The 22,071-nt window shown below is 47.1% G+C and carries 13 protein-coding genes and 4 pseudogenes; 15 read left to right on the forward strand and 2 right to left on the reverse strand.

Annotated features, from left to right (window positions below; all coding sequences use genetic code 11):
* Positions 1-948 precede the first annotated feature (948 nt).
* The 4 genes from HV037_RS05115 (at position 949) to tviD (ending at position 6,579) form a co-directional block, all read left to right on the forward strand.
* On the forward strand, positions 949-1,476 hold the full coding sequence (locus HV037_RS05115) for a hypothetical protein (RefSeq protein WP_019077624.1): 528 nt from the start codon (positions 949-951) through the stop codon (positions 1,474-1,476).
* 257 nt (positions 1,477-1,733) lie between these two features.
* On the forward strand, positions 1,734-3,011 hold the full coding sequence (tviB, locus tag HV037_RS05120; protein WP_016157409.1) for a Vi polysaccharide biosynthesis UDP-N-acetylglucosamine C-6 dehydrogenase TviB: 1,278 nt from the start codon (positions 1,734-1,736) through the stop codon (positions 3,009-3,011).
* Positions 3,012-3,013: 2 nt separating this feature from the next.
* Positions 3,014-4,054, forward strand: coding sequence for a Vi polysaccharide biosynthesis UDP-N-acetylglucosaminuronic acid C-4 epimerase TviC (gene tviC / locus HV037_RS05125; RefSeq protein WP_103284190.1), 1,041 nt, complete (start codon positions 3,014-3,016; stop codon positions 4,052-4,054).
* A 29-nt stretch (positions 4,055-4,083) separates the two neighbouring features.
* Positions 4,084-6,579, forward strand: a complete 2,496-nt coding sequence (tviD, locus tag HV037_RS05130; RefSeq protein ID WP_181624250.1) for a Vi polysaccharide biosynthesis protein TviD — start codon at positions 4,084-4,086, stop codon at positions 6,577-6,579.
* A gap of 180 nt (positions 6,580-6,759) precedes the next feature.
* Here the strand turns inward: tviD and HV037_RS05135 are convergent, their stop codons facing one another.
* A complete protein-coding gene (locus HV037_RS05135; protein WP_000019445.1) occupies positions 6,760-7,740 on the reverse strand; it encodes an IS5-like element ISKpn26 family transposase in 981 nt (326 codons plus the stop codon).
* Between the two features lie 44 nt (positions 7,741-7,784).
* On the opposite strand from HV037_RS05135, the gene tviE reads away from it, so the two are divergent.
* The 8 genes and pseudogenes from tviE (at position 7,785) to vexE (ending at position 16,682) form a co-directional block, all read left to right on the forward strand.
* On the forward strand, positions 7,785-9,515 hold the full coding sequence (tviE, locus tag HV037_RS05140; protein WP_181500355.1) for a Vi polysaccharide biosynthesis glycosyltransferase TviE: 1,731 nt from the start codon (positions 7,785-7,787) through the stop codon (positions 9,513-9,515).
* Positions 9,516-9,560: 45 nt separating this feature from the next.
* On the forward strand, positions 9,561-10,628 hold the full coding sequence (vexA, locus tag HV037_RS05145) for a Vi polysaccharide ABC transporter protein VexA (protein WP_181500198.1): 1,068 nt from the start codon (positions 9,561-9,563) through the stop codon (positions 10,626-10,628).
* Between the two features lie 9 nt (positions 10,629-10,637).
* Positions 10,638-11,432 (forward strand): Vi polysaccharide ABC transporter inner membrane protein VexB, encoded by a 795-nt coding sequence (gene vexB, locus HV037_RS05150; RefSeq protein ID WP_016154312.1) that lies wholly within the window; start codon positions 10,638-10,640, stop codon positions 11,430-11,432.
* 25 nt (positions 11,433-11,457) lie between these two features.
* Positions 11,458-11,952 (forward strand): annotated as a pseudogene (vexC, locus tag HV037_RS05155) (Vi polysaccharide ABC transporter ATP-binding protein VexC); the annotation flags it as partial.
* Positions 11,953-12,021: 69 nt separating this feature from the next.
* Positions 12,022-13,002, forward strand: coding sequence for an IS5-like element ISKpn26 family transposase (locus tag HV037_RS05160; protein ID WP_000019445.1), 981 nt, complete (start codon positions 12,022-12,024; stop codon positions 13,000-13,002).
* Positions 13,003-13,146: 144 nt separating this feature from the next.
* Positions 13,147-13,353: pseudogene (locus tag HV037_RS05165) on the forward strand (Vi polysaccharide ABC transporter ATP-binding protein VexC); the annotation flags it as partial.
* Positions 13,354-13,375: 22 nt separating this feature from the next.
* Positions 13,376-14,680 (forward strand): annotated as a pseudogene (gene vexD / locus HV037_RS05170) (Vi polysaccharide ABC transporter inner membrane protein VexD).
* Positions 14,681-14,699: 19 nt separating this feature from the next.
* Positions 14,700-16,682, forward strand: coding sequence for a Vi polysaccharide transport protein VexE (gene vexE, locus HV037_RS05175; RefSeq protein ID WP_137367395.1), 1,983 nt, complete (start codon positions 14,700-14,702; stop codon positions 16,680-16,682).
* Between the two features lie 228 nt (positions 16,683-16,910).
* On the opposite strand, the gene HV037_RS05180 is transcribed toward vexE, so the two are convergent.
* Entirely contained in the window at positions 16,911-17,447 is a 537-nt protein-coding gene (locus HV037_RS05180; protein ID WP_047414402.1) for a GNAT family N-acetyltransferase, read from the reverse strand.
* A 1,201-nt stretch (positions 17,448-18,648) separates the two neighbouring features.
* Between HV037_RS05180 and HV037_RS05185 the strand changes: the two genes are divergently transcribed.
* The 3 genes and pseudogenes from HV037_RS05185 to pgaA form a co-directional block, all read left to right on the forward strand.
* Positions 18,649-19,629 carry an IS5-like element ISKpn26 family transposase gene (locus HV037_RS05185; protein ID WP_000019445.1) on the forward strand — a complete coding sequence of 327 codons (981 nt, stop codon included), beginning with the start codon at positions 18,649-18,651 and terminating at the stop codon, positions 19,627-19,629.
* Entirely contained in the window at positions 19,611-19,853 is a 243-nt protein-coding gene (locus tag HV037_RS24795) for a hypothetical protein (protein WP_326926179.1), read from the forward strand. The genes HV037_RS05185 and HV037_RS24795 overlap by 19 nt, the downstream gene beginning before the upstream one ends.
* Positions 19,777-22,071 (forward strand): annotated as a pseudogene (gene pgaA / locus HV037_RS05190) (poly-beta-1,6 N-acetyl-D-glucosamine export porin PgaA); the annotation flags it as partial. The gene HV037_RS24795 and the pseudogene pgaA, both read left to right, overlap by 77 nt.

The following is a 22,071-nucleotide window of genomic DNA, read 5'->3' on the forward strand; positions in this document are numbered from 1 at the left end:
TATCAATCAATTGAATTTATTTAAGAAATTTTAAGGAGTATGTTTGATTGTCTGTCTGAAAATATATCAACGCTAATACAGGTCACGTAGTTAATTGTTAGATTATAATTCCATAGTTATCTTTTTTGAACACGATATAAGATTAGTTATCCTTCATAAATAAGTAATGTGGCCTTTTCGTAGGTCAATTTTCTCTAATCGGTAGTAACAGGTTTTAAATGGTTTAGACTTGGTAGGATTTTACCTGGATAAACATGGTGGACATCTATTTTGTTAAAAATATCTTCAGGAGTTTTATCATTAGTAATAATTTCTTAAGGTGACTAGTTTTGTTCTCATTATCCGGTCACGAAATTATGTAGATACACAAAAATATACGAATTACTTTAGTACTTTGTACCATTTTGAATGCTTGCTATGCCGGGGGGTTCGTTAGCCTTGTGTATATTCTGTCATTGTTGTTGAAAAATATAGCAAATATAGTTAGATAGACTTCAGTTGTACTGATTAAAATCTCACACGGTATAGCTAAGAATTTAAAGGTAGAGACATGGGTGACAATTCAGTCAGGCTACCTTTAACCCCAGTATGTATGCTGGTAATTTGTAAGAAAATGTTTCCTTGTGTTTTGAGAATTTTCTCATTTTGAATAAAAGATGAAAGTGCGATTTCACAGGTGGTACTAATAATACAACCAATAATCGCATTAAAATGCCGATATCCATTAGTAATTCAAATCTAAGAATGAATAATTGATAGTTTTTAGCTATGAATGCCGAGGGGTTGATATCACATCCTTGTTGTGTAAAAGTTCATCTCATGTATTTAGCAATATTAATAAAATTAATTACTCGATTGTTAGGTATTTTTTAGAGGGTCGGTGTGCTTAAAAGTACGCACTTACCTTTCCATGGATGAAATAGAGTTTTTTGAGGTTATGGAGGCTTCATGAAGTATCAACATTTCTGGCCACCTAATGATATTTATTTTGGGGGGGGCGTCGCTAGTGTTATTGATGAAATGTCACTGATTACAAACGAAAGAAATTATTTATTCGTGAATCTTAATCAATACAGCTTACGTAGTACCTTGGTTTTTTTCTCACGTAATAAAGATATCAATAAAATTATAATCATCATTTCCAGCTCACGGTTGATGCCTTTGGCTCTTTTTTGGCTGGATAATATCAAAAATGTTATTGCTGTTTTCGATACCTCAACACCTGTGTCGGAGATGATTAAGAAAATAAGCCTATATCGACGAAATGGTGACAAGATAACGGCAGGGCGAAGGGAATGTAACTTTAAGATTAGCAACAAAGATATCATGAAGATGAAGTACTTCTTAACCGAAAGCGGTATGGAGGAGCTTCAGGATAGATTTATGAACTCGCCGTCAACATTGTATCGTTGGAGAAAAGAAATCGCTCTTAAATTCGGCGTGCGAGACCCTCGATATCTTCTATTGCCAGAATAAAAAACTATGCGTTTTCTCATTAAGAATTACAATTAAAGATCCGATCTTTAATTGTTGTTTTAGAACGGATACTGCATACGACCTCCATTTAACTAAAATTAGGAAATATAAAATTTCTAGCCTTGCTTAGACTAGAAACTGTCGTGATTTCGATAAGAATAGATACGCTGGCTAAGAACGTCAGGGGCGGTAGCGTTCCAGAAAACATCTGGGATTTATTTAAAGTTAATAATTATTAAATAAGGGACTTATCAGTAATGATCAGCAAAGATGATGTAAAAATTGCCATTATTGGACTCGGGTATGTTGGCTTACCATTGGCTGCTGAATTTGGGAAAATTCGTCAGGTGGTTGGTTTTGATGTTAATCATAAACGTATACTCGAGCTAAAAGAAGGGATCGATGTCAATCTCGAAACCACAGAAGAAGAGCTACGTGATGCTCGCCATCTGACGTTTACCTCATCAATTGATGAAATCAGAGAATGCAATTTTTACATCATTACCGTCCCGACGCCGATCAACGATTATAAGCAACCAGATCTCACTCCTTTGATTATGGCAAGTGAAACTGTTGGCAAAGTATTGAGGCCGGGGGATATCGTGGTGTATGAATCTACGGTATATCCAGGGTGTACTGAAGAAGAATGCGTGCCGATCCTTGAGCGTATGTCAGCGATGACATTTAACAAAGACTTCTTTGTCGGATATAGCCCAGAGCGCATCAATCCCGGCGATAAAAAATATCGTCTGACAACTATCAAGAAAATTACCTCAGGTTCAACTGCAGAAACGGCCTGTCTGGTTGATGAGATCTATCGACAGATCATCACGGCTGGAACGTACAAAACGGAAAGCATTAAGATCGCGGAAGCGGCAAAGGTGATTGAAAATACCCAACGCGATCTCAATATCGCGCTGGTAAATGAATTGGCGATTATCTTTAACCGATTAGAGATTGACACTGAAGCCGTGCTGCGAGCAGCGGGAAGTAAATGGAACTTCCTGCCATTCCGTCCTGGACTGGTTGGTGGTCACTGCATTGGCGTCGATCCCTATTATCTGACTCATAAATCTCAGGGCATCGGTTACTATCCGGAAATTATCCTCGCGGGTCGTCGACTGAACGATAATATGGGTAACTATGTTTCGGGACAGTTGATCAAAGCCATGATCAAAAAAGGGATTAATGTTGAGGGTTCTAACGTTCTGATTCTGGGGTTCACCTTTAAAGAAAACTGCCCGGATATCAGGAATACCCGCATTATCGATGTTGTAAAAGAGTTGGGCAATTACAGCTGTAATGTTGATATTTTTGACCCTTGGGTGGATGCTGAGGAAGTCGAAGAGGAATACGGGATTATACCTGTATCGGAAATCAAGGCGGCTTCTTATGATGCCATTATTGTTGCCGTTGGCCATGAGCAGTTTAAGAAGATGGGGAGTACTGATATTCGTGGCTTTGGAAAAGATAAACATGTGCTTTATGATTTGAAGTATATCCTTTCGCCTGAGCAGTCAGATGTGAGGTTATAATCATGACAGCCTATGATGAATTAAAAATACAACTCGTTCTTGAACCAAAACGTTGGCTTATTACTGGCGTAGCAGGTTTTATCGGCTCTGGATTATTAGAAGAACTACTCTATTTAAATCAAACAGTAATTGGGTTGGATAACTTTTCAACTGGCTATCAACATAATTTAGAGGATGTGCGTGCCGCTGTCAGTGAAGAACAATGGTCGCGGTTTACCTTTGTTCAGGGGGATATCCGGTCGTTTGCCGATTGTCAGGCTGTTTGTGAGAATGTCGATTACGTTTTACATCAGGCCGCTCTGGGAAGCGTACCACGTTCCTTGCAGGATCCTATCACGACAAATAGCGCTAACATTGATGGTTTTTTAAATATGTTGACGGCGGCGAGAGATGCACATGTATCTGGTTTCACCTATGCCGCAAGCAGTAGTACTTATGGTGACCATCCCGATTTACCTAAAATTGAGGAACGGATCGGCAGGCCATTAAGCCCGTATGCGGTTACAAAATACGTCAATGAATTGTACGCCGAGGTGTTTGCTCGCAGCTATGATTTTAACGCTATTGGCCTACGCTACTTTAATGTATTTGGCCGTCGCCAAAACCCTAACGGAGCATACTCTGCAGTCATTCCTCGCTGGATACTATCGCTTCTTAAAGATGAACCAATTTATATCAATGGCGATGGTTCAACAAGCCGGGATTTTTGCTATATAGAAAATGTGATTCAGGCCAATTTATTATCAGCAACGACTAATGATTTAGCCTCAAAAAATAAAGTCTATAATGTGGCTGTTGGAGACAGAACTTCGCTAAATGAGCTTTATTATCTCATCCGCGATGGGTTGAATTTATGGCGGGATGAACAAATTAGTGCCGAACCAATTTATAAAGATTTTCGTGACGGTGACGTTAAGCATAGTCAGGCAGATATTACCAGAATAAAAACATTTCTTTCATATGAGCCTGAGTTTGACATCAAAGAAGGACTTAAGCAGACTCTAAAATGGTATATCGATAAAAAGACTGCTTTGTATTCCTGAGTAAAACTACTCACTTTCCTTTCACGTGGATGAATTTAATGAAATCGTCAGGGATGTTTACGCTTACAGCCATTGGTAGTTGCCGTATTGTGAGTCCGGTAAAACGAGCTCAGCCTTATTTTAATTTCAAGGCTAATTTTAAAAGGATATATGGTTTTACGCATACGAGTAGCGAGGCATTACAGCAGGTTCGTTTTATTTTAGGCTTGATAGATATTCCTGAAAAGGTCCGGCCTTTTATTTTTAGACCTGCCGTAAATTATTCAAATACCGACGTTCATAGTCGTTCTGATTTCTATATCGTTGAGATTTCAAGTCAGAAGAAGATTATGGCCTATGGGTTCTGCTTACAAATAAATTATTTAACTCGTCATTTCTATGAGTTTTTTAGCCAAACAGAGCGGGCGCGTGTGTACTGGTCGCTGGCCACGCAAGGAAATCAACACAAACTGCTGGCCTATCTCAAAGACGATCCCTGTTTTGCCGGAATGTCGGAAGACGATCGTGCCTTATTAAGCAATATCAATGTCGAGCAGATGGATGAGCATGCTATCGAACAGGATATGATGGAAATCGTTCAGCTGCTTGGTCGCGATCGCGTTATGTTTATGGCCCATGTTGATGCCGTGACTCGTGCTGGAACCGTCATTCAGTCCCGCAGTCGGTTGATTAAAAATGTCGAGACCATCGCCACCAGGATGGATATTCCCTGCGTTAATCCGACAAATTTGATGGAAAAGTGGGGGCAGAAACGAGCCCTGGAAAAAAATGGCGACGATCTTACTCATTATACCGACATGTTTGGTGACGCGATCGTTGCGGCTATTTTTAAGGGAGTGATCAATAATACTAATCATCATCTTGATGAGGGGCGACAAGAGAAACAGGACCAAATACGTGAGATTACCCTATCGATCACTAAGCTGCTTGCCGATGGCGACATTATTACTGCATCACAGCAACTTTTTGCCGCATTAAGAAATCAGCAGCAAGAGCCTGTTCTAATCCAACTTCGGTCCGTAATCTTCAGCCGTTTAGGTTATTATGAACAGGCTTATCAGGATATTAGTGATGTTGAGAAAATTATCGGTACGACGGACAGTACATTACGTTGTCGGCTGAGGTCTCTGCATGGATTAGCGCGTTGGCGGGAAGCCTTATCGACGGCCGAGATGATGCTTTCCAATGAAATTGAAGATGAAGAAGTCCTTACCGTTGCCGCCGGCTCAGCCGATGCTTTAAAGCTGTTTGATAAGTCATATCAATACTGGAAACGTGTACTGTTATTGAATCCTGAAACCCAAAGCGGATGGGTTAATTTCCTGAGCAGCACGCAATATTTCAATGATGGCAACGCATTCTCCGAAGCTTTCCATGCCGGCATTCAATCGCAGCGCCTAAATGATGCGTTTATGGAAACAGCGTTATCTTTGGCAATCAAATTCAGTGATGAATTGATTTTCATGCATGCGCTCGAGCAGCTACTCCGCCATGAGTCAGAATTTGCGCTGACGGTATTGTCGACGATTCATGATACCGGTCTCGTTATCCGCACAGCTTTCTGCATCAAGAATATGAGCTATCATCAGGCGCTTAGCACCTCGTATAAAGATAAACTCCACGACGTTTTTGAGGCATGGAACAATACTGCGCTGTCGCTACATTCGGTTGATGATTTTGTCTCACTGAGTACTTCGCTGGTCTACAGCTACTCTGCATTTATGGTTTATCCCCATGCACGTATTTCTCGCTTTAATAATGAAGTTAAAATGGCATGGCGCGAGAAATTAAGAGAAATGTATGAGCGTGAGGATTATGAAAATATCCTGGCAGGGGCGAAAATAGTGTGGCCACTTCTGGAGTTCGATCCCGTTAGCACCGTATATTGTGCAAGAACGCTGGTGAATCTTGGTGCCTGGAAAGACGCGTGCACGTTGGCCCATATGACCTTGATTCGTAATTCGAACATTACCAGCCTGCAGTCGATTATGTTACGCAGTATACGTCATATTAACGACATTCCGTTCCTCATTGATTTGATTGCTAACGTCATGAGCATTTCTCCATCATTCCAGAATGCCTCGATGAACGAGTTGTTTGAGAAAGAGTGTCGCAATGTTGCAACCAGAGCCCTTAAATATGTACGCCAGAAGAAAACGGAAGGGCGTCTGGATGAAGCATTGTCTGTATTGATTAGCTTGAAACGAATTGATCCTGATGTTTCTCGCCTGATGCGTGAATATAAGCAAATTATCAGATTATTTAATGAGTCACTGAAGGATGGCGGTAGCACTATCGCGTCTTATGAACATCTAGATTATGCGAAAAAATTACTCGTTTTTGATAGCGAAAATGCCTATGCCTTGAAATATGCCGCATTAAATGCAATGCATTTACGCGACTACACCCAGGCTTTGCAGTATTGGCAGCGACTGGAGAAAGTGAATGGGCCAACGGAGCCGGTGACAAGGCAGATCTCGACCTGCATAACCGCATTACAAAAAAATACATCAGGGAAGTCGTAATGATTACGCAGGAAGAAAAGTTAGCTGCGCTAGGGAAGGTGCGAATAAGCAGGTCATTTCTTCCCAAGCTGACTCGCTGATTAAAATTTCGCGGATCTGGGCCGATTTTTTTCCCGCAAACACATCGAATCAGCCTATTTAGGCTATTTTTTCCACCATTTCTGGCGTTATTTCCGGTTTTTACTGAGATCTCTCCCACTGACGTATCATTTGGTCCACCCGAAACAGGTTGGCCAGGGTGAATAACATCGCCAGTTGGTTATCGTTTTTCAGCAGCCCCTTGTATCTGGCTTTCACGAAGCCGAACTGCCGCTTGATGATGCGAAACGGGTGCTCCACCCTGGCACGGATGCTGGCTTTCATGTATTCGATGTTGATGGCCGTTTTGTTCTTGCGCGGATGCTGCTTCAAGGTTTTTACCTTGCCGGGACGCTCGGCGATCAGCCAGTCCACATCCACCTCGGCCAGCTCCTCGCGCTGTGGCGCTCCTTGGTAGCCGGCATCGGCTGAGACAAATTGCTCCTCTCCATGAAGCAGATTACCCAGCTGATTGAGGTCATGCTCGTTGGCCGCGGTGGTGACCAGGCTGTGGGTCAGGCCACTCTTGGCATCGACACCAATGTGGGCCTTCATGCCAAAGTGCCACTGATTGCCTTTCTTGGTCTGATGCATCTCCGGATCGCGTTGCTGCTCTTTGTTCTTGGTAGAGCTGGGTGCCTCAATGATGGTGGCATCCACCAAAGTGCCTTGGGTCATCATGACGCCTGCTTCGGCCAGCCAGCGATTGATGGTCTTGAACAATTGACGGGCCAGTTGATGCTGCTCGAGCAGGTGGCGGAAATTCATGATGGTGGTGCGATCCGGCAGGGCGCTATCCAGGGATAATCGGGCAAACAGGCGCATGGAGGCGATTTCGTACAGGGCATCTTCCATGGCACCGTCGCTCAGGTTGTACCAATGCTGCATGCAGTGAATACGCAGCATGGTCTCCAGCGGATAGGGCCGTCGGCCATTGCCCGCCTTGGGATAAAACGGCTCGATGACAGCGGTCATATTCTGCCATGGCAGAATCTGCTCCATGCGGGAGAGGAAAATCTCTTTTCGGGTCTGACGGCGCTTAGTGCTGAATTCACTATCGGCGAAGGTGAGTTGATGGCTCATGATGTCCCTCTGGGATGCGCTCCGGATGAATATGATGATCTCATATCAGGAACTTGTTCGCACCTTCCCTAGGGAAAACGCTTTTAACATTGAAACAAGAGAAGAAGCTTGCGCAAGCTGTTGCGTTAATTGACAGCGAATTACCGGCTGAGGCTTTAACTTCATTAGCGATGCTAAAAAAAGCAGAATTTCTTCATGATTTCAATGAAACGGCGCGTGCATACGCTCTCTACGAAACGCTGATTGCACAAAACAATGATGAAGCACGTTATGAGTATGCGCGTCGTTTATATAATACGGGGCTAGCCAAAGATGCGCAGCTAATTCTTAAAAAGGTTAGCACCGGCGTGCAGAAAAAATATAACAATTATTTAGGCAAAATAAATAAGATCTGCGATTTGCTTGAACGCCTTGAAGGGGAAGCGATCCCTGTGGGGACCAACACCCGTATTATTGCAATGAAGCATGCCATCTTGTTCTATCGAAATCGTCAGCCGCGGCAGCTTCCCGTCGGATCTTTTGGTCGCCTTGCGCTCTGTACAGGCTCGCTAGGTAGCGGCGGTGCAGAGCGTCAGATTTCCAGGCTGGCTATTGAGATCGCCAGAAAATATCGGCAACAGGGGAAAATTGGCGGCCTGAAAGTAGAAGAGCCGGTAGAGCTCATTATTCGCTCCCTGGCACCGGAACTCAGGCAAGACTTTTTCCTGAAAGAAGTGCTGGAAGAACAGGTCGAGGTGCTTGAAATCGCGAAGATTACCGGAAACTTCTTTGACGATACGACAATAGAATCTCCGGAGTTGCGCTTATTGCTCTCTCATCTGCCGCCGGTGTGTAACTACGGTATCAAGCATCTGGTCCCCCACTTATGCGAGCGCAAGCTGGATTATCTCTCCGTTTGGCAGGATGGCGCTTGTCTGATGATTGCGCTTGCAGCGCTGATTGCTGGCGTGCCCAGAATTCAGCTGGGATTACGTGGCTTACCGCCGGTGGTGAGAAAGCGTCTGTTCAAGCCGGAATATGAGCCTCTCTACCAGGCGCTGGCGGTCGTGCCTGGCGTTGATTTTATGAGTAACAACCATTGTGTGACCCGGCATTATGCCGACTGGCTAAAGTTGGAGGCGAAGCACTTCCAGGTTGTATATAACGGCGTCTTACCGCCATCTACCGAACCCTCTTCTGAGGTGCCACATAAAATCTGGCAGCAGTTTACGCAAAAAACACAGGATGCGGACACGACTATTGGTGGCGTTTTCCGCTTTGTAGGCGATAAGAACCCTTTTGCATGGATTGATTTTGCAGCACGCTATTTACAGCACCACCCCGCCACACGCTTTGTGCTGGTAGGCGATGGTGATTTGCGCGCTGAAGCGCAGAAACGCGCCGAACAGTTGGGGATTCTGGAGAGAATACTATTCGTTGGCGTCTCGCGTGACGTGGGGTATTGGCTGCAAAAAATGGACGTATTTATTTTGTTTTCGCGTTATGAAGGGCTACCCAATGTGCTCATTGAAGCACAAATGGTCGGGGTGCCGGTGATTTCAACCCCTGCAGGTGGATCGGCAGAATGCTTTATTGAGGGTGTTTCGGGTTTCATTCTTGATGATGCACAGACGGTCAATCTTGACCAGGCTTGCCGCTATGCAGAACAGTTGGTCAATTTATGGCGCAGCAGAACCGGTATTTGCCAACAGACGCAGTCATTTTTACAAGAACGCTTCACCGTGGAACATATGGTGGGAACGTTTGTACAAACCATTGCCTCTCAGCCTCGTTAATTAATGGGCAGCATTTTTTCAGCTATTTCATTTATAAAATAAGTTATGAAAAAAATTATTATATTATTAACGACGTTTTTTCTGCTTTCGGGATGCACTATTCCCAGGGCGGTATTTAAATCCAGCCTGATTAATCAGGACGATCCTCATTATCATCTGGTTGAAGTCACACCGACATTAAAACTGAGTGATGCCGATACTGTGCCGAAAACTATTGTCGATCCGGTCTTTGCCGAAAATAACTGGCACTGGACATCTTTGGCTAAAGGCGATGTGCTGCATATCACTATTTTATCCTCGGGCGGGGCGGGGTACTTATCCAATAACGCGAGCGGCGACCGGGCGGATTTTGAAAATATTCTTGTGACTGACGGTAATATCGTTCAGGTGCCTTATGCCGGGATAATCCCGGTTACCGGGCTGGATGTGACACAACTGGCTGAAGAGATCAGAAAGCGACTTTCGCGCGTTGTCCTGAATCCTCAGGTGCTGGTGACGCTTACCGCCCGCACCGGAGCCATGGTGACGGTCGAGGGCAGCGGGAAAACGGGTCGCTACCCTCTCGAACAGAGTATGAATCGTCTTAGTCATTTTTTGGCAACGGCGGCGGCAGTAGAAAATACCAGCGCAGAGATGATGGAAGTTCACGTGACGCGCCAGCAGCATTATTTCAACGCGCGACTGTCAGATATTTATCAGTATCCCGGGTTGGATATTGTCTTACAGCCGGATGACCGTATCACTCTGCGTCAAGTGACCGAGTATGTTAATGTGCTCGGCGCGGCGGGTGTTCAGGGAAAACATGCTCTGGTTCAGCGTCATTCCAGCGTAGTGGATGCTTTGGCGCTGGCGAAAGGATTAAACGACAATCTTGCCGATCCGCAGGCGGTTTTTCTGTACAAGCATGACGAAGCGGAACAGGCGAAACAGCAGATGCGTAAGCTGAATATCTATCATATCGATATGAGCCAACCTGACTCGGTGTTTTTAGCACAGGCCATGCGGGTGGAAGACGGCGATGTTATCTATATCTCGAACGCCTCTTTGACTGATTTCGCTAAGGTGAAAGCCGCATTCGATAGCTTTTTGATCCGCGGCTCTAACTCTTTCTAACGTCGCCATATGAATATTTTGAAAAATAATACTTATTATTTTATGAAACTCATTACCGTCTGTGAGTTAATCATTTTGTTAATGTCACGCGATATCAAAACACGCTATAACGGTAATTTGCTAAACTATATGATGGTGCTGGCCGTACCACTGGTATGGATAACCATTACCGTTATTTCTTTTCAATATTTAAATCGCACCGTACCAATATTTACTGACGATATCAGCTTTGTTATTGCAGGTATATTACCGTATCTGTTATTTCGTTATACCATTACCGCAACCATGCGCACCCGTTCATTCTTTACATCGCTGGCGGTTGTCTCGCAGGTTAAGAAAAGACATGTGATTTTTGCTCTTGCCGCAGTCGAATTTGTTAATGCGGTTATCATTTATATTATTGTTTCATTAATTAACTTTCTTATCTTCTCCCGTTGGGAAGCCCAGAAACCGATCCTGATTTTTGAAGGGATGGTTATCGCATGGCTTCTGGGATTATCGTTTGGTTACTTTTGTGACGCACTGTCTGAACGGTTTCCGCTGGTCTACAAAGCCGTTCCTGTAGTGCTAAGACCGATGTTTTTGATTTCAGCTGTCTTTTATACGGCGAATGAATTGCCCTATTCATTATTAAGCATATTCAGCTGGAACCCTCTACTTCATGCTAATGAGATAGTCAGAGAAGGAATGTTTGAGGGGTATAACTCCTTGTACCTTGAACCTCTTTACCCTCTGGCATTTTCCGCAACGTTATTCCTCGCGGGCATCATTTTTCACCTGATTTGTGACACTGAAAATCACTGACTTTAGCTTCAGGAGAGACGCGTTCGTGTTCGGTTTATTAGGTTGTACACGCTATTTTGAGTCTGATAAGGGCCCGCGGGTGGTCCTTGATAAAACAGATTTTGTCATGGATTACCATGAGCATATCGGTATTCTGGCGGCCCCTGGTTCAGGCAAAACGACGCTAACCCGATTGCTGTGCGGTATAGATGCTCCTGATGAAGGGGATTTTATTGGGCTACGGGGTGATGCGCTCCCACTGGGGGCAAATGCTTTTGTTCTGCCGGGGTTAACCGGCGAAGAGAATGCGCGCATGATGGCCAGTCTTTATGGCCTGGATGGCGATGAATTTTCACATTTCTGCTATCAATTGACCCAGCTTGAACAGCGCTATACCGACAGGGTGAGTGAATATTCTGTCACGATGAAAGCGCATCTGGCATTTGCCATTAATTTACTGCTTCCCTGCCGCCTTTATATTGCCGATGACAAGCTGTACACCGGGGATAATGCCACACAGTTGCGTATGCAGGCGGCGCTAGGGAAGGTGCGAACAAGTTCCTGATATGAGATCATCATATTCATCCGGAGCGCATCCCAGAGGGACATCATGAGCCATCAACTCACCTTCGCCGATAGTGAATTCAGCACTAAGCGCCGTCAGACCCGAAAAGAGATTTTCCTCTCCCGCATGGAGCAGATTCTGCCATGGCAGAATATGACCGCTGTCATCGAGCCGTTTTATCCCAAGGCGGGCAATGGCCGACGGCCCTATCCGCTGGAGACCATGCTGCGTATTCACTGCATGCAGCATTGGTACAACCTGAGCGACGGTGCCATGGAAGATGCCCTGTACGAAATCGCCTCCATGCGCCTGTTTGCCCGATTATCCCTGGATAGCGCCCTGCCGGATCGCACCACCATCATGAATTTCCGCCACCTGCTCGAGCAGCATCAACTGGCCCGTCAATTGTTCAAGACCATCAATCGCTGGCTGGCCGAAGCAGGCGTCATGATGACCCAAGGCACTTTGGTGGATGCCACCATCATTGAGGCACCCAGCTCTACCAAGAACAAAGAGCAGCAACGCGATCCGGAGATGCATCAGACCAAGAAAGGCAATCAGTGGCACTTTGGCATGAAGGCCCACATTGGTGTCGATGCCAAGAGTGGCCTGACCCACAGCCTGGTCACCACCGCGGCCAACGAGCATGACCTCAATCAGCTGGGTAATCTGCTTCATGGAGAGGAGCAATTTGTCTCAGCCGATGCCGGCTACCAAGGAGCGCCACAGCGCGAGGAGCTGGCCGAGGTGGATGTGGACTGGCTGATCGCCGAGCGTCCCGGCAAGGTAAAAACCTTGAAGCAGCATCCGCGCAAGAACAAAACGGCCATCAACATCGAATACATGAAAGCCAGCATCCGTGCCAGGGTGGAGCACCCGTTTCGCATCATCAAGCGGCAGTTCGGCTTCGTGAAAGCCAGATACAAGGGGCTGCTGAAAAACGATAACCAACTGGCGATGTTATTCACCCTGGCCAACCTGTTTCGGGTGGACCAAATGATACGTCAGTGGGAGAGATCTCAGTAAAAACCGGAAATAACGCCAGAAATGGTGGAAAAAATAGCCTAAATAGGCTGATTCGATGTGTTTGCGGGAAAAAAATCGGCCCAGATCCGCGAAATTTTAATCAGCGAGTCAGCTTGGGAAGAAATGACCTGCTTATTCGCACCTTCCCTAGCTTATGAGCTGCAACAGAAAGGGTTGATTGTGCTAACGCGCAACCCTCGGCTTATTAAAGAACACTGTCATGCGTTTGGCGTACTGCTGCATGGAAAAATTACGATGTGTGAAGATTTAGCACAGGCATCTGCGCTTTTTGAACAATATCAGTCAAATCAGGCGACGATTCAAACTGATGATTATTCCTTTGATATATAATTAGAAAATATACGGATAGAGTGTGGAAAATTCAGAACGTATTAAAAAATGGAAAGAGGAAAGGGCGAAGGTAGCAGAAGAAAGCCGAGCCTCGCGACTACAACAAAAAGAGAATGAACGCGCCCTTCGCCAGACGGAAAAAACGGCCGATGCGAAAAGTCATCATCGCCCAGACGCCGGGTGGTCCGCGACGGATGCTGATTCCGTCCGTAGAGCGTCATTGGTTATTAAAGAGCGACGTGTTCAGCAAGCCAAACAATCGCTACGTCGGCTCTTTCTTTATATTGCTTTGCCGCTGCTGGTTATTATGCTTATGTCGTGGCTATTAACTTCGCGTTTTTATAGCGCGGATGCCACCTTTATTGTGCAAACTGATGCCAGCCAGGATAATTTTTCTGGAACAGCTTTCTTTGGTGCAGGCAATGAGATGTCGGAGGGTTTTCAGGTTCGCGAGTTTATACTTTCGAAAGAAATGATGGAGCGGATGGAAAAAGAGCTCGGTTTTTTATCTTATTTCGCGCAAGACGATATCGCATTATTTTCCCGCTACCACGCGCCGCTGGGTATTAATGATGATCCTTATCGTTACTATTTATCGAAAGTCTCGGTTGCTGTCGATATTCAACAGGGCATGCTGCGTTTAAACGTCAAGGCGCGGAGTGCGAAACAGGCTGAGTTTTTTGCCCAGCGCATTCTGGCTTTTGCTGAACAGCACGTTAATACCGTTTCAGCGCGGATGCAGCAGGAACGGATTTTATGGCTGGAAAACGATGTTAAATCGGCCCAGGAAAATCTGGGGGCCGCTCGGCTTGAATTGCTAAAAATACAGCATATACAGAAAGATATTGAACCGCAGGAAACCGTGACCGCGATTTATCAATTAATTGCTGGCTTTGAAACGCAGTTGGCGGAGGCGAAAGCGGAATACGCGCAATTAATGGTTAATGGTTTGGATCAGAACCCCCTTATTCCTCGCCTGTCGGCCAAAATCAAGGTCCTGGAAAAGCAGATCGGCGAACAACGTAACCGCCTGTCAAATAAGTTAGGGTCGCAAGGTTCTTCAGAAAGTCTGTCCCTGTTTGAAGATCTTCGCCTGTAGAGTGAGATCGCCAAAACACGCTGGGAATCTGCCTTGCAGACCTTACAGCAAGGGAAGCTTCAAGCGCTACGTGAGAGACGGTATTTGCTGATCATTTCTCAACCGATGGTGGTGTCTGACACCACTCGCTATGCCGATGGAACAAAGTGGTTACTGTTCTTCGTGTTGCTGGGCATCGCGTACCTGGTGACTTCTCTCCTGATAACCATCAGGCGGATGCGTGAATAAGGCGGAGTAAGGAAATACGATGAACTTGCACTCTACATGTAAAAAAATATCGCCAACCACCCTGCTCAAACAAGAGGATTGGGAGGGGCTATGTCACTATTTCGGTCAGCATCCCGAAAAAGTACGAGATAGTGCTGGAAATGAGCAAAACATTCTTCTCTTCGCTATCGCGTGTTTGCGTAAAGATGAAACAGATGCCGCGCTGACTTTGTTGTCAGACCGTGTGCTGACGGCAAAGAATAGCCGTGATTTATTGCGACGCTGGATTATTTCGCCGCTGGCATCACATCATCGGGACGCTGTACTACAGGTGGTTAACAAACTGCTGGCGGTGAATGTGTGCCAGCCGGAGGATGTCCTGCTGGTCGCAAGCGTGCTGCTTAAGAGTAAACAATATGCGACTGTTGCTGACTTAGCCGAGCGGGCATGGCTCGCTTTTTCGGGCAATAGCAAAATTTTTGCCCTCCATCTGCGCAGCCTGACGCTGGTGGATAAAGAGTTACAGGCAATCTCGTTGGCCAGAACACAGGCGCAGGAAGCTCCCCCGCGGGGAGATATGATTGAGACCTGCCTCCGTTTCTTAAATAAAAGCCGCCTACCAGAAGATCATGACCTGGCCCGCGCATTGCTCCCTTTCTTCGTGTTAGAAAGCCAGGAGTCGGCGGGGCTGGCGGTTGATACGCTGTGCGCTGTCGGTAAATATCAGGAAGCCATTCAGACTGGGGAGTCCGCATTAGCCCGTGGGTTGGATGGTGCGGCGCTGCGTCGTAGCCTGGGGCTTGCCTACTATCAATCCGGTCGCAGCCGGGAAGCGAAGCTTCAGGCCGCTGAGCATTGGCGTCATGCCCTGCAATTTAACCCTGATAATTTACGGATCGTGACCCTGTATGCCGATGCCTTAATCAGAACGGGTCAGAATGAGAAAGCCATTCCGTTACTGCAGCAGTCGCTCGCGACTCATCCTGATCTTCCTTATGTCAGAGCCATGTATGCCCGAGCACTGCGCCAGGTTGGGCAATACGCTGCTGCCAGCGATGAGTTTGTACAACTGGCAAGGGAAAAAGGGGCGACCAGTAAATGGAACCGTTATGCCGCGGCGGCGTTGTTACAGGCGGGGAAAACAAGCGAAGCGGAAAGCGTCTTTGAGCACTATATTCAGGCCAGAGCAAGCCATCTGCCTCAGTCATTCGAAGAGGGGCTGCTGGCGCTTGATGGGCAAATATCTGCCGTTAATCTACCGCCTGAGCGCCTTGACTGGGCATGGGAAGTTGCCGGCAGACAGTCCGGTATCGAGCGCGATGAATGGGAACGCCGGGCGAAGTGGGGGTATCTTGCCGATAATTATCTCCTCGACTGGCTTGAATGCCGTGGAGAGCAGGCCGACGAACCGATGTATCGGTTGGCCGATATATCGCATGTCGAGCAGTTTTTCCAACGGCTGCAGCTCGATAAGCGTGGTTGCATTGTTGTATCGGCTCATATGGGCGCAATGTATGCCGGGCCGATGATCCTCTCCTTGCTGGAAATGAACAGTAAATGGGTGGCTTCCACGCCTGGCGTGCTCAAAGGGGGCTACGGTGAGCGGTTGATTTCGGTTAGTGACAAAAGCGAAGCGGACGTGGTCAGGGCCTGCATACAGACCTTACATAGTGGGCAGTCGCTTGTTGTAGCGATCGACGGCGCGCTGAATTTGAGCGCGCCGACTATCGACTTTTTCGGCCAGCAGATTACCTACTCCACCTTTTGCTCTCGACTTGCCTGGAAAATGCACTTACCCACCGTATTTGGTGTTCCGGTGTGGCGAGACGGGCGCATCCATTTTGTTTTGGAGAAAATGGTCGATCCGCAGAGGTTCGAAAGCCAGTCTTCTTTTATTGAGCGCTGGAAAGACAATTACCTGAAATGTGTAACCCAAATCCTGAATAGCGGGCCTGAAAATCTGAGACTGTCGGGGGGGATTTGGCGAAATATCACGCGCAGGGATGAAACATCTTCGGGCTGAAAAGACATTTGCCCCGCGATGCCTTTGGCGCACCAGGCGGGGCCGCCCGCTAAGTAAAACTGAGTTATTCTATTTAGAAAGCATCCGTTCATTAACGTTCGGGTGCTTTTTTCGTTCTAACGAGCTGAAAAACGGAGAATTATATAATAGCTACGTTATACCTGATTGTGGTTCTGTTTGTCTGAGGGTTACCAGAAGACAGTATCCTGAAGTCACCCCTTAGCAATGTTAAATAGCGGCATCGAAATCCGCTGGTAGCGTACTGTTACCTGTACCCAGGCTGCGTTGCATTAATACCGTATCAAGCCAGAGCCCATGCTTGAATCCAATGTTCGTCAGCGTACCTATTTTCGTAAATCCGGCCTGCTGATGGACTTTCAGCGATCCCTGATTATTGCTGTCGCCGACGATAGCGATCAACTGCCGATAACCCTGCGTTTCAGCCCACTCAATTACATGGCGTAGCAACGCTTTTCCCACCCCCTGACGCTGTGCCGTCGGGTCAATATAAATCGAATCTTCGAGGGTATAGCGATAGGCATAACGCTCGCGGTAGCGGGTGAGATAGCAATACCCGATGACCTTATCTTCTTGCAATGCGACAACCCACGGCAGTCCCAGACTGCGGATTTTTTCCAGACGATCCTGCATCTCGCGGGTATCCGGCGGGTCAGTTTCAAAGCTGCCGGTACCGTGAATAACATGATGGGCGTAGATATCGCGTATGGCGGGGATGTGTTTTTTTTCAGCGTTAACGATTTTCATTGACCAGCTCCCATTGGCATCTTTGTCCAAATTACCTCAAAGGCTGGAGGGAAGGTAAGTGCAAAAAATTATGTGTCTATACCCGTCATTCTTTAAGCTGCATGTATCTTGGCTACGCTAGCTCACTTCGGTCACATAGTTCGCTAAACTCCTGGGGATTTACTCACTTGCCGCCTTCATGTAACTCGAATTATTTAGGGTATATAAATTATTTTCAATGTAAATAAGCTTTCAAATTGTAAGGGTAAACGGGGTGTGGTTGATACTGTCAATAATACGCAAGGTTGGTAAATACTTTAGCGAGTTGAGCAATGCACAATTCTTCGCGCACGTATTATGGCGGATACCAAAATACCAATTTTGGTAGATTTCTATGATAGGTCAAGAAGTCATTTGATTTTATTGAGTTTTTACTGTTTTTTTTACTGTACTTAGTTCTGCTTATGACTGTACCTTTAATTTCATTTTATCGACCCTGTTCGAAACTTAAAATTAGGTTATATTATTTACATTGTTATCTTTGTTGTTATCAGGGGCATTATTATCAGAACTTTCTCTATCCGCACACAATAGTTACCATGCAAACAGTTGCGCGGTGTAGCTATGCCAACCAGCAATAGTTATCATCGTCACAAGGTTTCGTCATGCAAACTTAATCTAAATCCAGAATTCAATCCCAAGAGTATTAGGATTATTTAGTCTAAAATACTTTTTTGTCTAAGAGTTTTCGTATCGCATAGCCACGAACTACGCTGAGTGATAAAATTTTCGAGTTTACGCCTGCTTTCCCACGATTAGAGGGCGAGGCGCGGGTAGTCAATAAGACGAAAGAATTAATTGCTTCATAACCCTATTGCAAAATAAGCGGCATTGCATCTTACATGGTCGGGTATCGTAAGTAACTGACTGTAATATATTGAAAACGCTTATTTTTACTCTGATGTAAGTTATAAGGGCAGATATGTTAAGTATGCGTCGACATGCCAACTTCATTAAACGTTTTAAGTCTTTAAGCTGTTTATTTACGGCAAGCGTTCTTTTCCCTATGCAAATCTCTGCAGCGACATCAGATTATGACGCTTTGGTTATTGAAGCGCGGGGTGGTAATAGTGCACCGTTATTGCGTTATCTAGGGAAGGTGCGAACAAGTTCCTGATATGAGATCATCATATTCATCCGGAGCGCATCCCAGAGGGACATCATGAGCCATCAACTCACCTTCGCCGATAGTGAATTCAGCACTAAGCGCCGTCAGACCCGAAAAGAGATTTTCCTCTCCCGCATGGAGCAGATTCTGCCATGGCAGAATATGACCGCTGTCATCGAGCCGTTTTATCCCAAGGCGGGCAATGGCCGACGGCCCTATCCGCTGGAGACCATGCTGCGTATTCACTGCATGCAGCATTGGTACAACCTGAGCGACGGTGCCATGGAAGATGCCCTGTACGAAATCGCCTCCATGCGCCTGTTTGCCCGATTATCCCTGGATAGCGCCCTGCCGGATCGCACCACCATCATGAATTTCCGCCACCTGCTCGAGCAGCATCAACTGGCCCGTCAATTGTTCAAGACCATCAATCGCTGGCTGGCCGAAGCAGGCGTCATGATGACCCAAGGCACTTTGGTGGATGCCACCATCATTGAGGCACCCAGCTCTACCAAGAACAAAGAGCAGCAACGCGATCCGGAGATGCATCAGACCAAGAAAGGCAATCAGTGGCACTTTGGCATGAAGGCCCACATTGGTGTCGATGCCAAGAGTGGCCTGACCCACAGCCTGGTCACCACCGCGGCCAACGAGCATGACCTCAATCAGCTGGGTAATCTGCTTCATGGAGAGGAGCAATTTGTCTCAGCCGATGCCGGCTACCAAGGAGCGCCACAGCGCGAGGAGCTGGCCGAGGTGGATGTGGACTGGCTGATCGCCGAGCGTCCCGGCAAGGTAAAAACCTTGAAGCAGCATCCGCGCAAGAACAAAACGGCCATCAACATCGAATACATGAAAGCCAGCATCCGTGCCAGGGTGGAGCACCCGTTTCGCATCATCAAGCGGCAGTTCGGCTTCGTGAAAGCCAGATACAAGGGGCTGCTGAAAAACGATAACCAACTGGCGATGTTATTCACCCTGGCCAACCTGTTTCGGGTGGACCAAATGATACGTCAGTGGGAGAGATCTCAGTAAAAACCGGAAATAACGCCAGAAATGGTGGAAAAAATAGCCTAAATAGGCTGATTCGATGTGTTTGCGGGAAAAAAATCGGCCCAGATCCGCGAAATTTTAATCAGCGAGTCAGCTTGGGAAGAAATGACCTGCTTATTCGCACCTTCCCTAGAGGATCAGGGAAAGCAAAGCGCGCTAACGCCAAATCAGGTTGCCGACTGGCTGCAAGTTTCCAGTTGGGTTGATAACAACGATAAAGTCACTATTGAAATCTGGCAGCGCTATCGTGGGCAGATGGATGTGCCTGCACGCGGCAAAGTCGCCGCTGCACGTGCGTACCGTAACCAGAAAAACTGGAATGATTCATTGGCGGTATGGGAAAGCGTTTTACAGGAAGAGCCTGACAACGTTGACGTACGCACCGGCTGGATAATGACGTTGGCAGATGCTCGCTACAATCAGCAAGCCCTTACTGAAGCGAATAAATGGGCACAGGCACATCCGGGTGCTGACTCCGATGCGCTACTTGCCTACGTATATCATTCTCAGGGAAAAAACTGGGATGCGCTGTTGGTTGCCAGCCAGGCGGATGACGTTGATCCTGGCAACAAAAATGCAAAATCTACGCTGCTGTCTGCTCTGTCAGCAAACCGTGTTTCCGGACCCGCCTTAAATATGGCGGAGGTAGTGCCTACGGCAGATCCTGTGAAGCGCCGCCTTGAGCTTGATGCGGCCGCCGAAATGGTACGCTCCTCCTATACGTCTGCACGTAATGAAGAAGAGCGGTTTATCGTGGCGGATAAAGCGCTGGCCCGCTATGACCAGTTGCTGGCTGCCTGGAAGGATGAGCCATCCGCGCAGAATGATGTCCGTCGGGCGAGAATTGACCGCATGGGGGCTTTGCTGGTTCGTAAGCGAACGTCTGAAGTGATTAAGGAATACGAATCGCTTTCTGCGAGCGGCGAAGTGCCAAACTACGCAAAACGCTGGGTAGCATCGGCATGGTTAAGCGAACGCCAGCCAGAAAAAACCGAAGCGATGCTGATGAGCATCTACTACCCGAATGGACCGATTCCCGTTACGCCGCTTGGTCCTGAGGATCAACAGGATCTGTTCTACGCGCATATCGATAATGAAAACTTTGATGCCGCTAAAAAACAGGCCGAAAACCTAATTAAAGAGAGTCCGTACCTGCGACGCATCTATGGTTCGCCAACGCCACAGCCTAACGATAACTGGCTGCTCGGACAGTCGATGCTGACGCAATATTATATTGCTGCCAATGAACTACCTGAGGCTGAAAAGCTCGCAGAGCATCTGGCGCGAACAGGTTCAGGTAACCAGGGGCTGCGCATATCTTATGCCTCCGTTCTTGAAGCACGTGGCTTGCCGCATGCGGCGGAGAAAGAGCTGAAGCTGGCGGAAGTGATTGAGCCAAGTAACCTGGAACTGGAACGTCAGCAGGCTTATGTTGCGTTGGATCTCCAGGAATGGAGGCAGGCCGATGAACTGACGGATGATGTCATCGCTCGTAGCCCGGATGATGAAGCGACGCTGCGCCTCGCGCGTATTCGTGATGTCCACAAAATGTCGGAAGTGCGCATTAGCGGCACACAAGGGATCTCGTCCGATAGCCCGGTCAGCGGTAAGAATGACTTCAACATCAATACTGCCATTTACAGTCCGCCAATTAACGACAACTGGCGCTTGTTTACTGGATTCAACTTTGCTACCGGCGAATTTGAGGAAGGTAAAGGCATCAGCCGCGATCTGGCGGCGGGGGCGGAATGGACTTCCCGCGACTACTGGGCAGAAATGGAAGTCTCTGGCCGAAATTATGGCGATGGTCAGAAAATTGGCGGTCGTCTTTCCGGCTGGCATGACTTCAATGACAACTGGCGCGTAGGCGGTTCGGCCGAGCGCTTGTCGCGTAATACGCCACTGCGCGCGCTGCGTAGCGGCGTGTATGCCAACGGCGGCGATATGTTTGTTCGCTGGTATCAAAACGAACGACGTGAATATCAACTGTCGTTTGCCGCATCACATTTCTCAGATGGTAACGATCGCATCGAATACGGACTCAGCGGAAAAGAGCGCATGTGGACAACGCCGCGCTTCACCCTGGACTTTACCCCGGGCATCGGCGGGAGCACCAACACCAAAGAGAATGTGCCGTATTACAACCCGAAGAGTGATTTTTCCGTGGTACCGGCTCTGAGCGCGGAGCAGGTTCTTTACCGCCATTATGACACCGTGTGGACGCAGCAAGGTCTGGCTGGCGTAGGTGGCTATTGGCAGCAAGGCCAGGACGCTGGTGCCATCGTTCAGGTGGGATACGGACAACGGCTCAAATGGAACAACGTCGTAGATGGCGGGGTGATGCTGATTTGGGATAAACGCCCCTACGACGGTAAACGTGAGCGGAATATCTCCCTCGCTTTCGATTTAAATGTCAGGTTTTAA

It is taken from the genome of Citrobacter sp. RHBSTW-00017 (assembly GCF_013797615.1).
GTDB classification, from domain to species: Bacteria; Pseudomonadota; Gammaproteobacteria; order Enterobacterales; family Enterobacteriaceae; genus Citrobacter; species Citrobacter braakii.

Excerpts from the sequence above, each read along its gene's own strand:
- HV037_RS05115 (WP_019077624.1), top strand. The coding sequence starts at position 949 with ATGAAGTATCAACATTTCTGGCCACCTAATGATATTTATTTTGGGGGG.
- tviB (WP_016157409.1), top strand. The coding sequence starts at position 1,734 with ATGATCAGCAAAGATGATGTAAAAATTGCCATTATTGGACTCGGGTAT.
- tviC (WP_103284190.1), top strand. The coding sequence starts at position 3,014 with ATGACAGCCTATGATGAATTAAAAATACAACTCGTTCTTGAACCAAAA.
- tviD (WP_181624250.1), top strand. The coding sequence starts at position 4,084 with ATGAATTTAATGAAATCGTCAGGGATGTTTACGCTTACAGCCATTGGT.
- HV037_RS05135 (WP_000019445.1), bottom strand. The coding sequence starts at position 7,740 with ATGAGCCATCAACTCACCTTCGCCGATAGTGAATTCAGCACTAAGCGC.
- vexA (WP_181500198.1), top strand. The coding sequence starts at position 9,561 with ATGAAAAAAATTATTATATTATTAACGACGTTTTTTCTGCTTTCGGGA.
- vexB (WP_016154312.1), top strand. The coding sequence starts at position 10,638 with ATGAATATTTTGAAAAATAATACTTATTATTTTATGAAACTCATTACC.
- HV037_RS05160 (WP_000019445.1), top strand. The coding sequence starts at position 12,022 with ATGAGCCATCAACTCACCTTCGCCGATAGTGAATTCAGCACTAAGCGC.
- vexE (WP_137367395.1), top strand. The coding sequence starts at position 14,700 with ATGAACTTGCACTCTACATGTAAAAAAATATCGCCAACCACCCTGCTC.
- HV037_RS05180 (WP_047414402.1), bottom strand. The coding sequence starts at position 17,447 with ATGAAAATCGTTAACGCTGAAAAAAAACACATCCCCGCCATACGCGAT.
- HV037_RS05185 (WP_000019445.1), top strand. The coding sequence starts at position 18,649 with ATGAGCCATCAACTCACCTTCGCCGATAGTGAATTCAGCACTAAGCGC.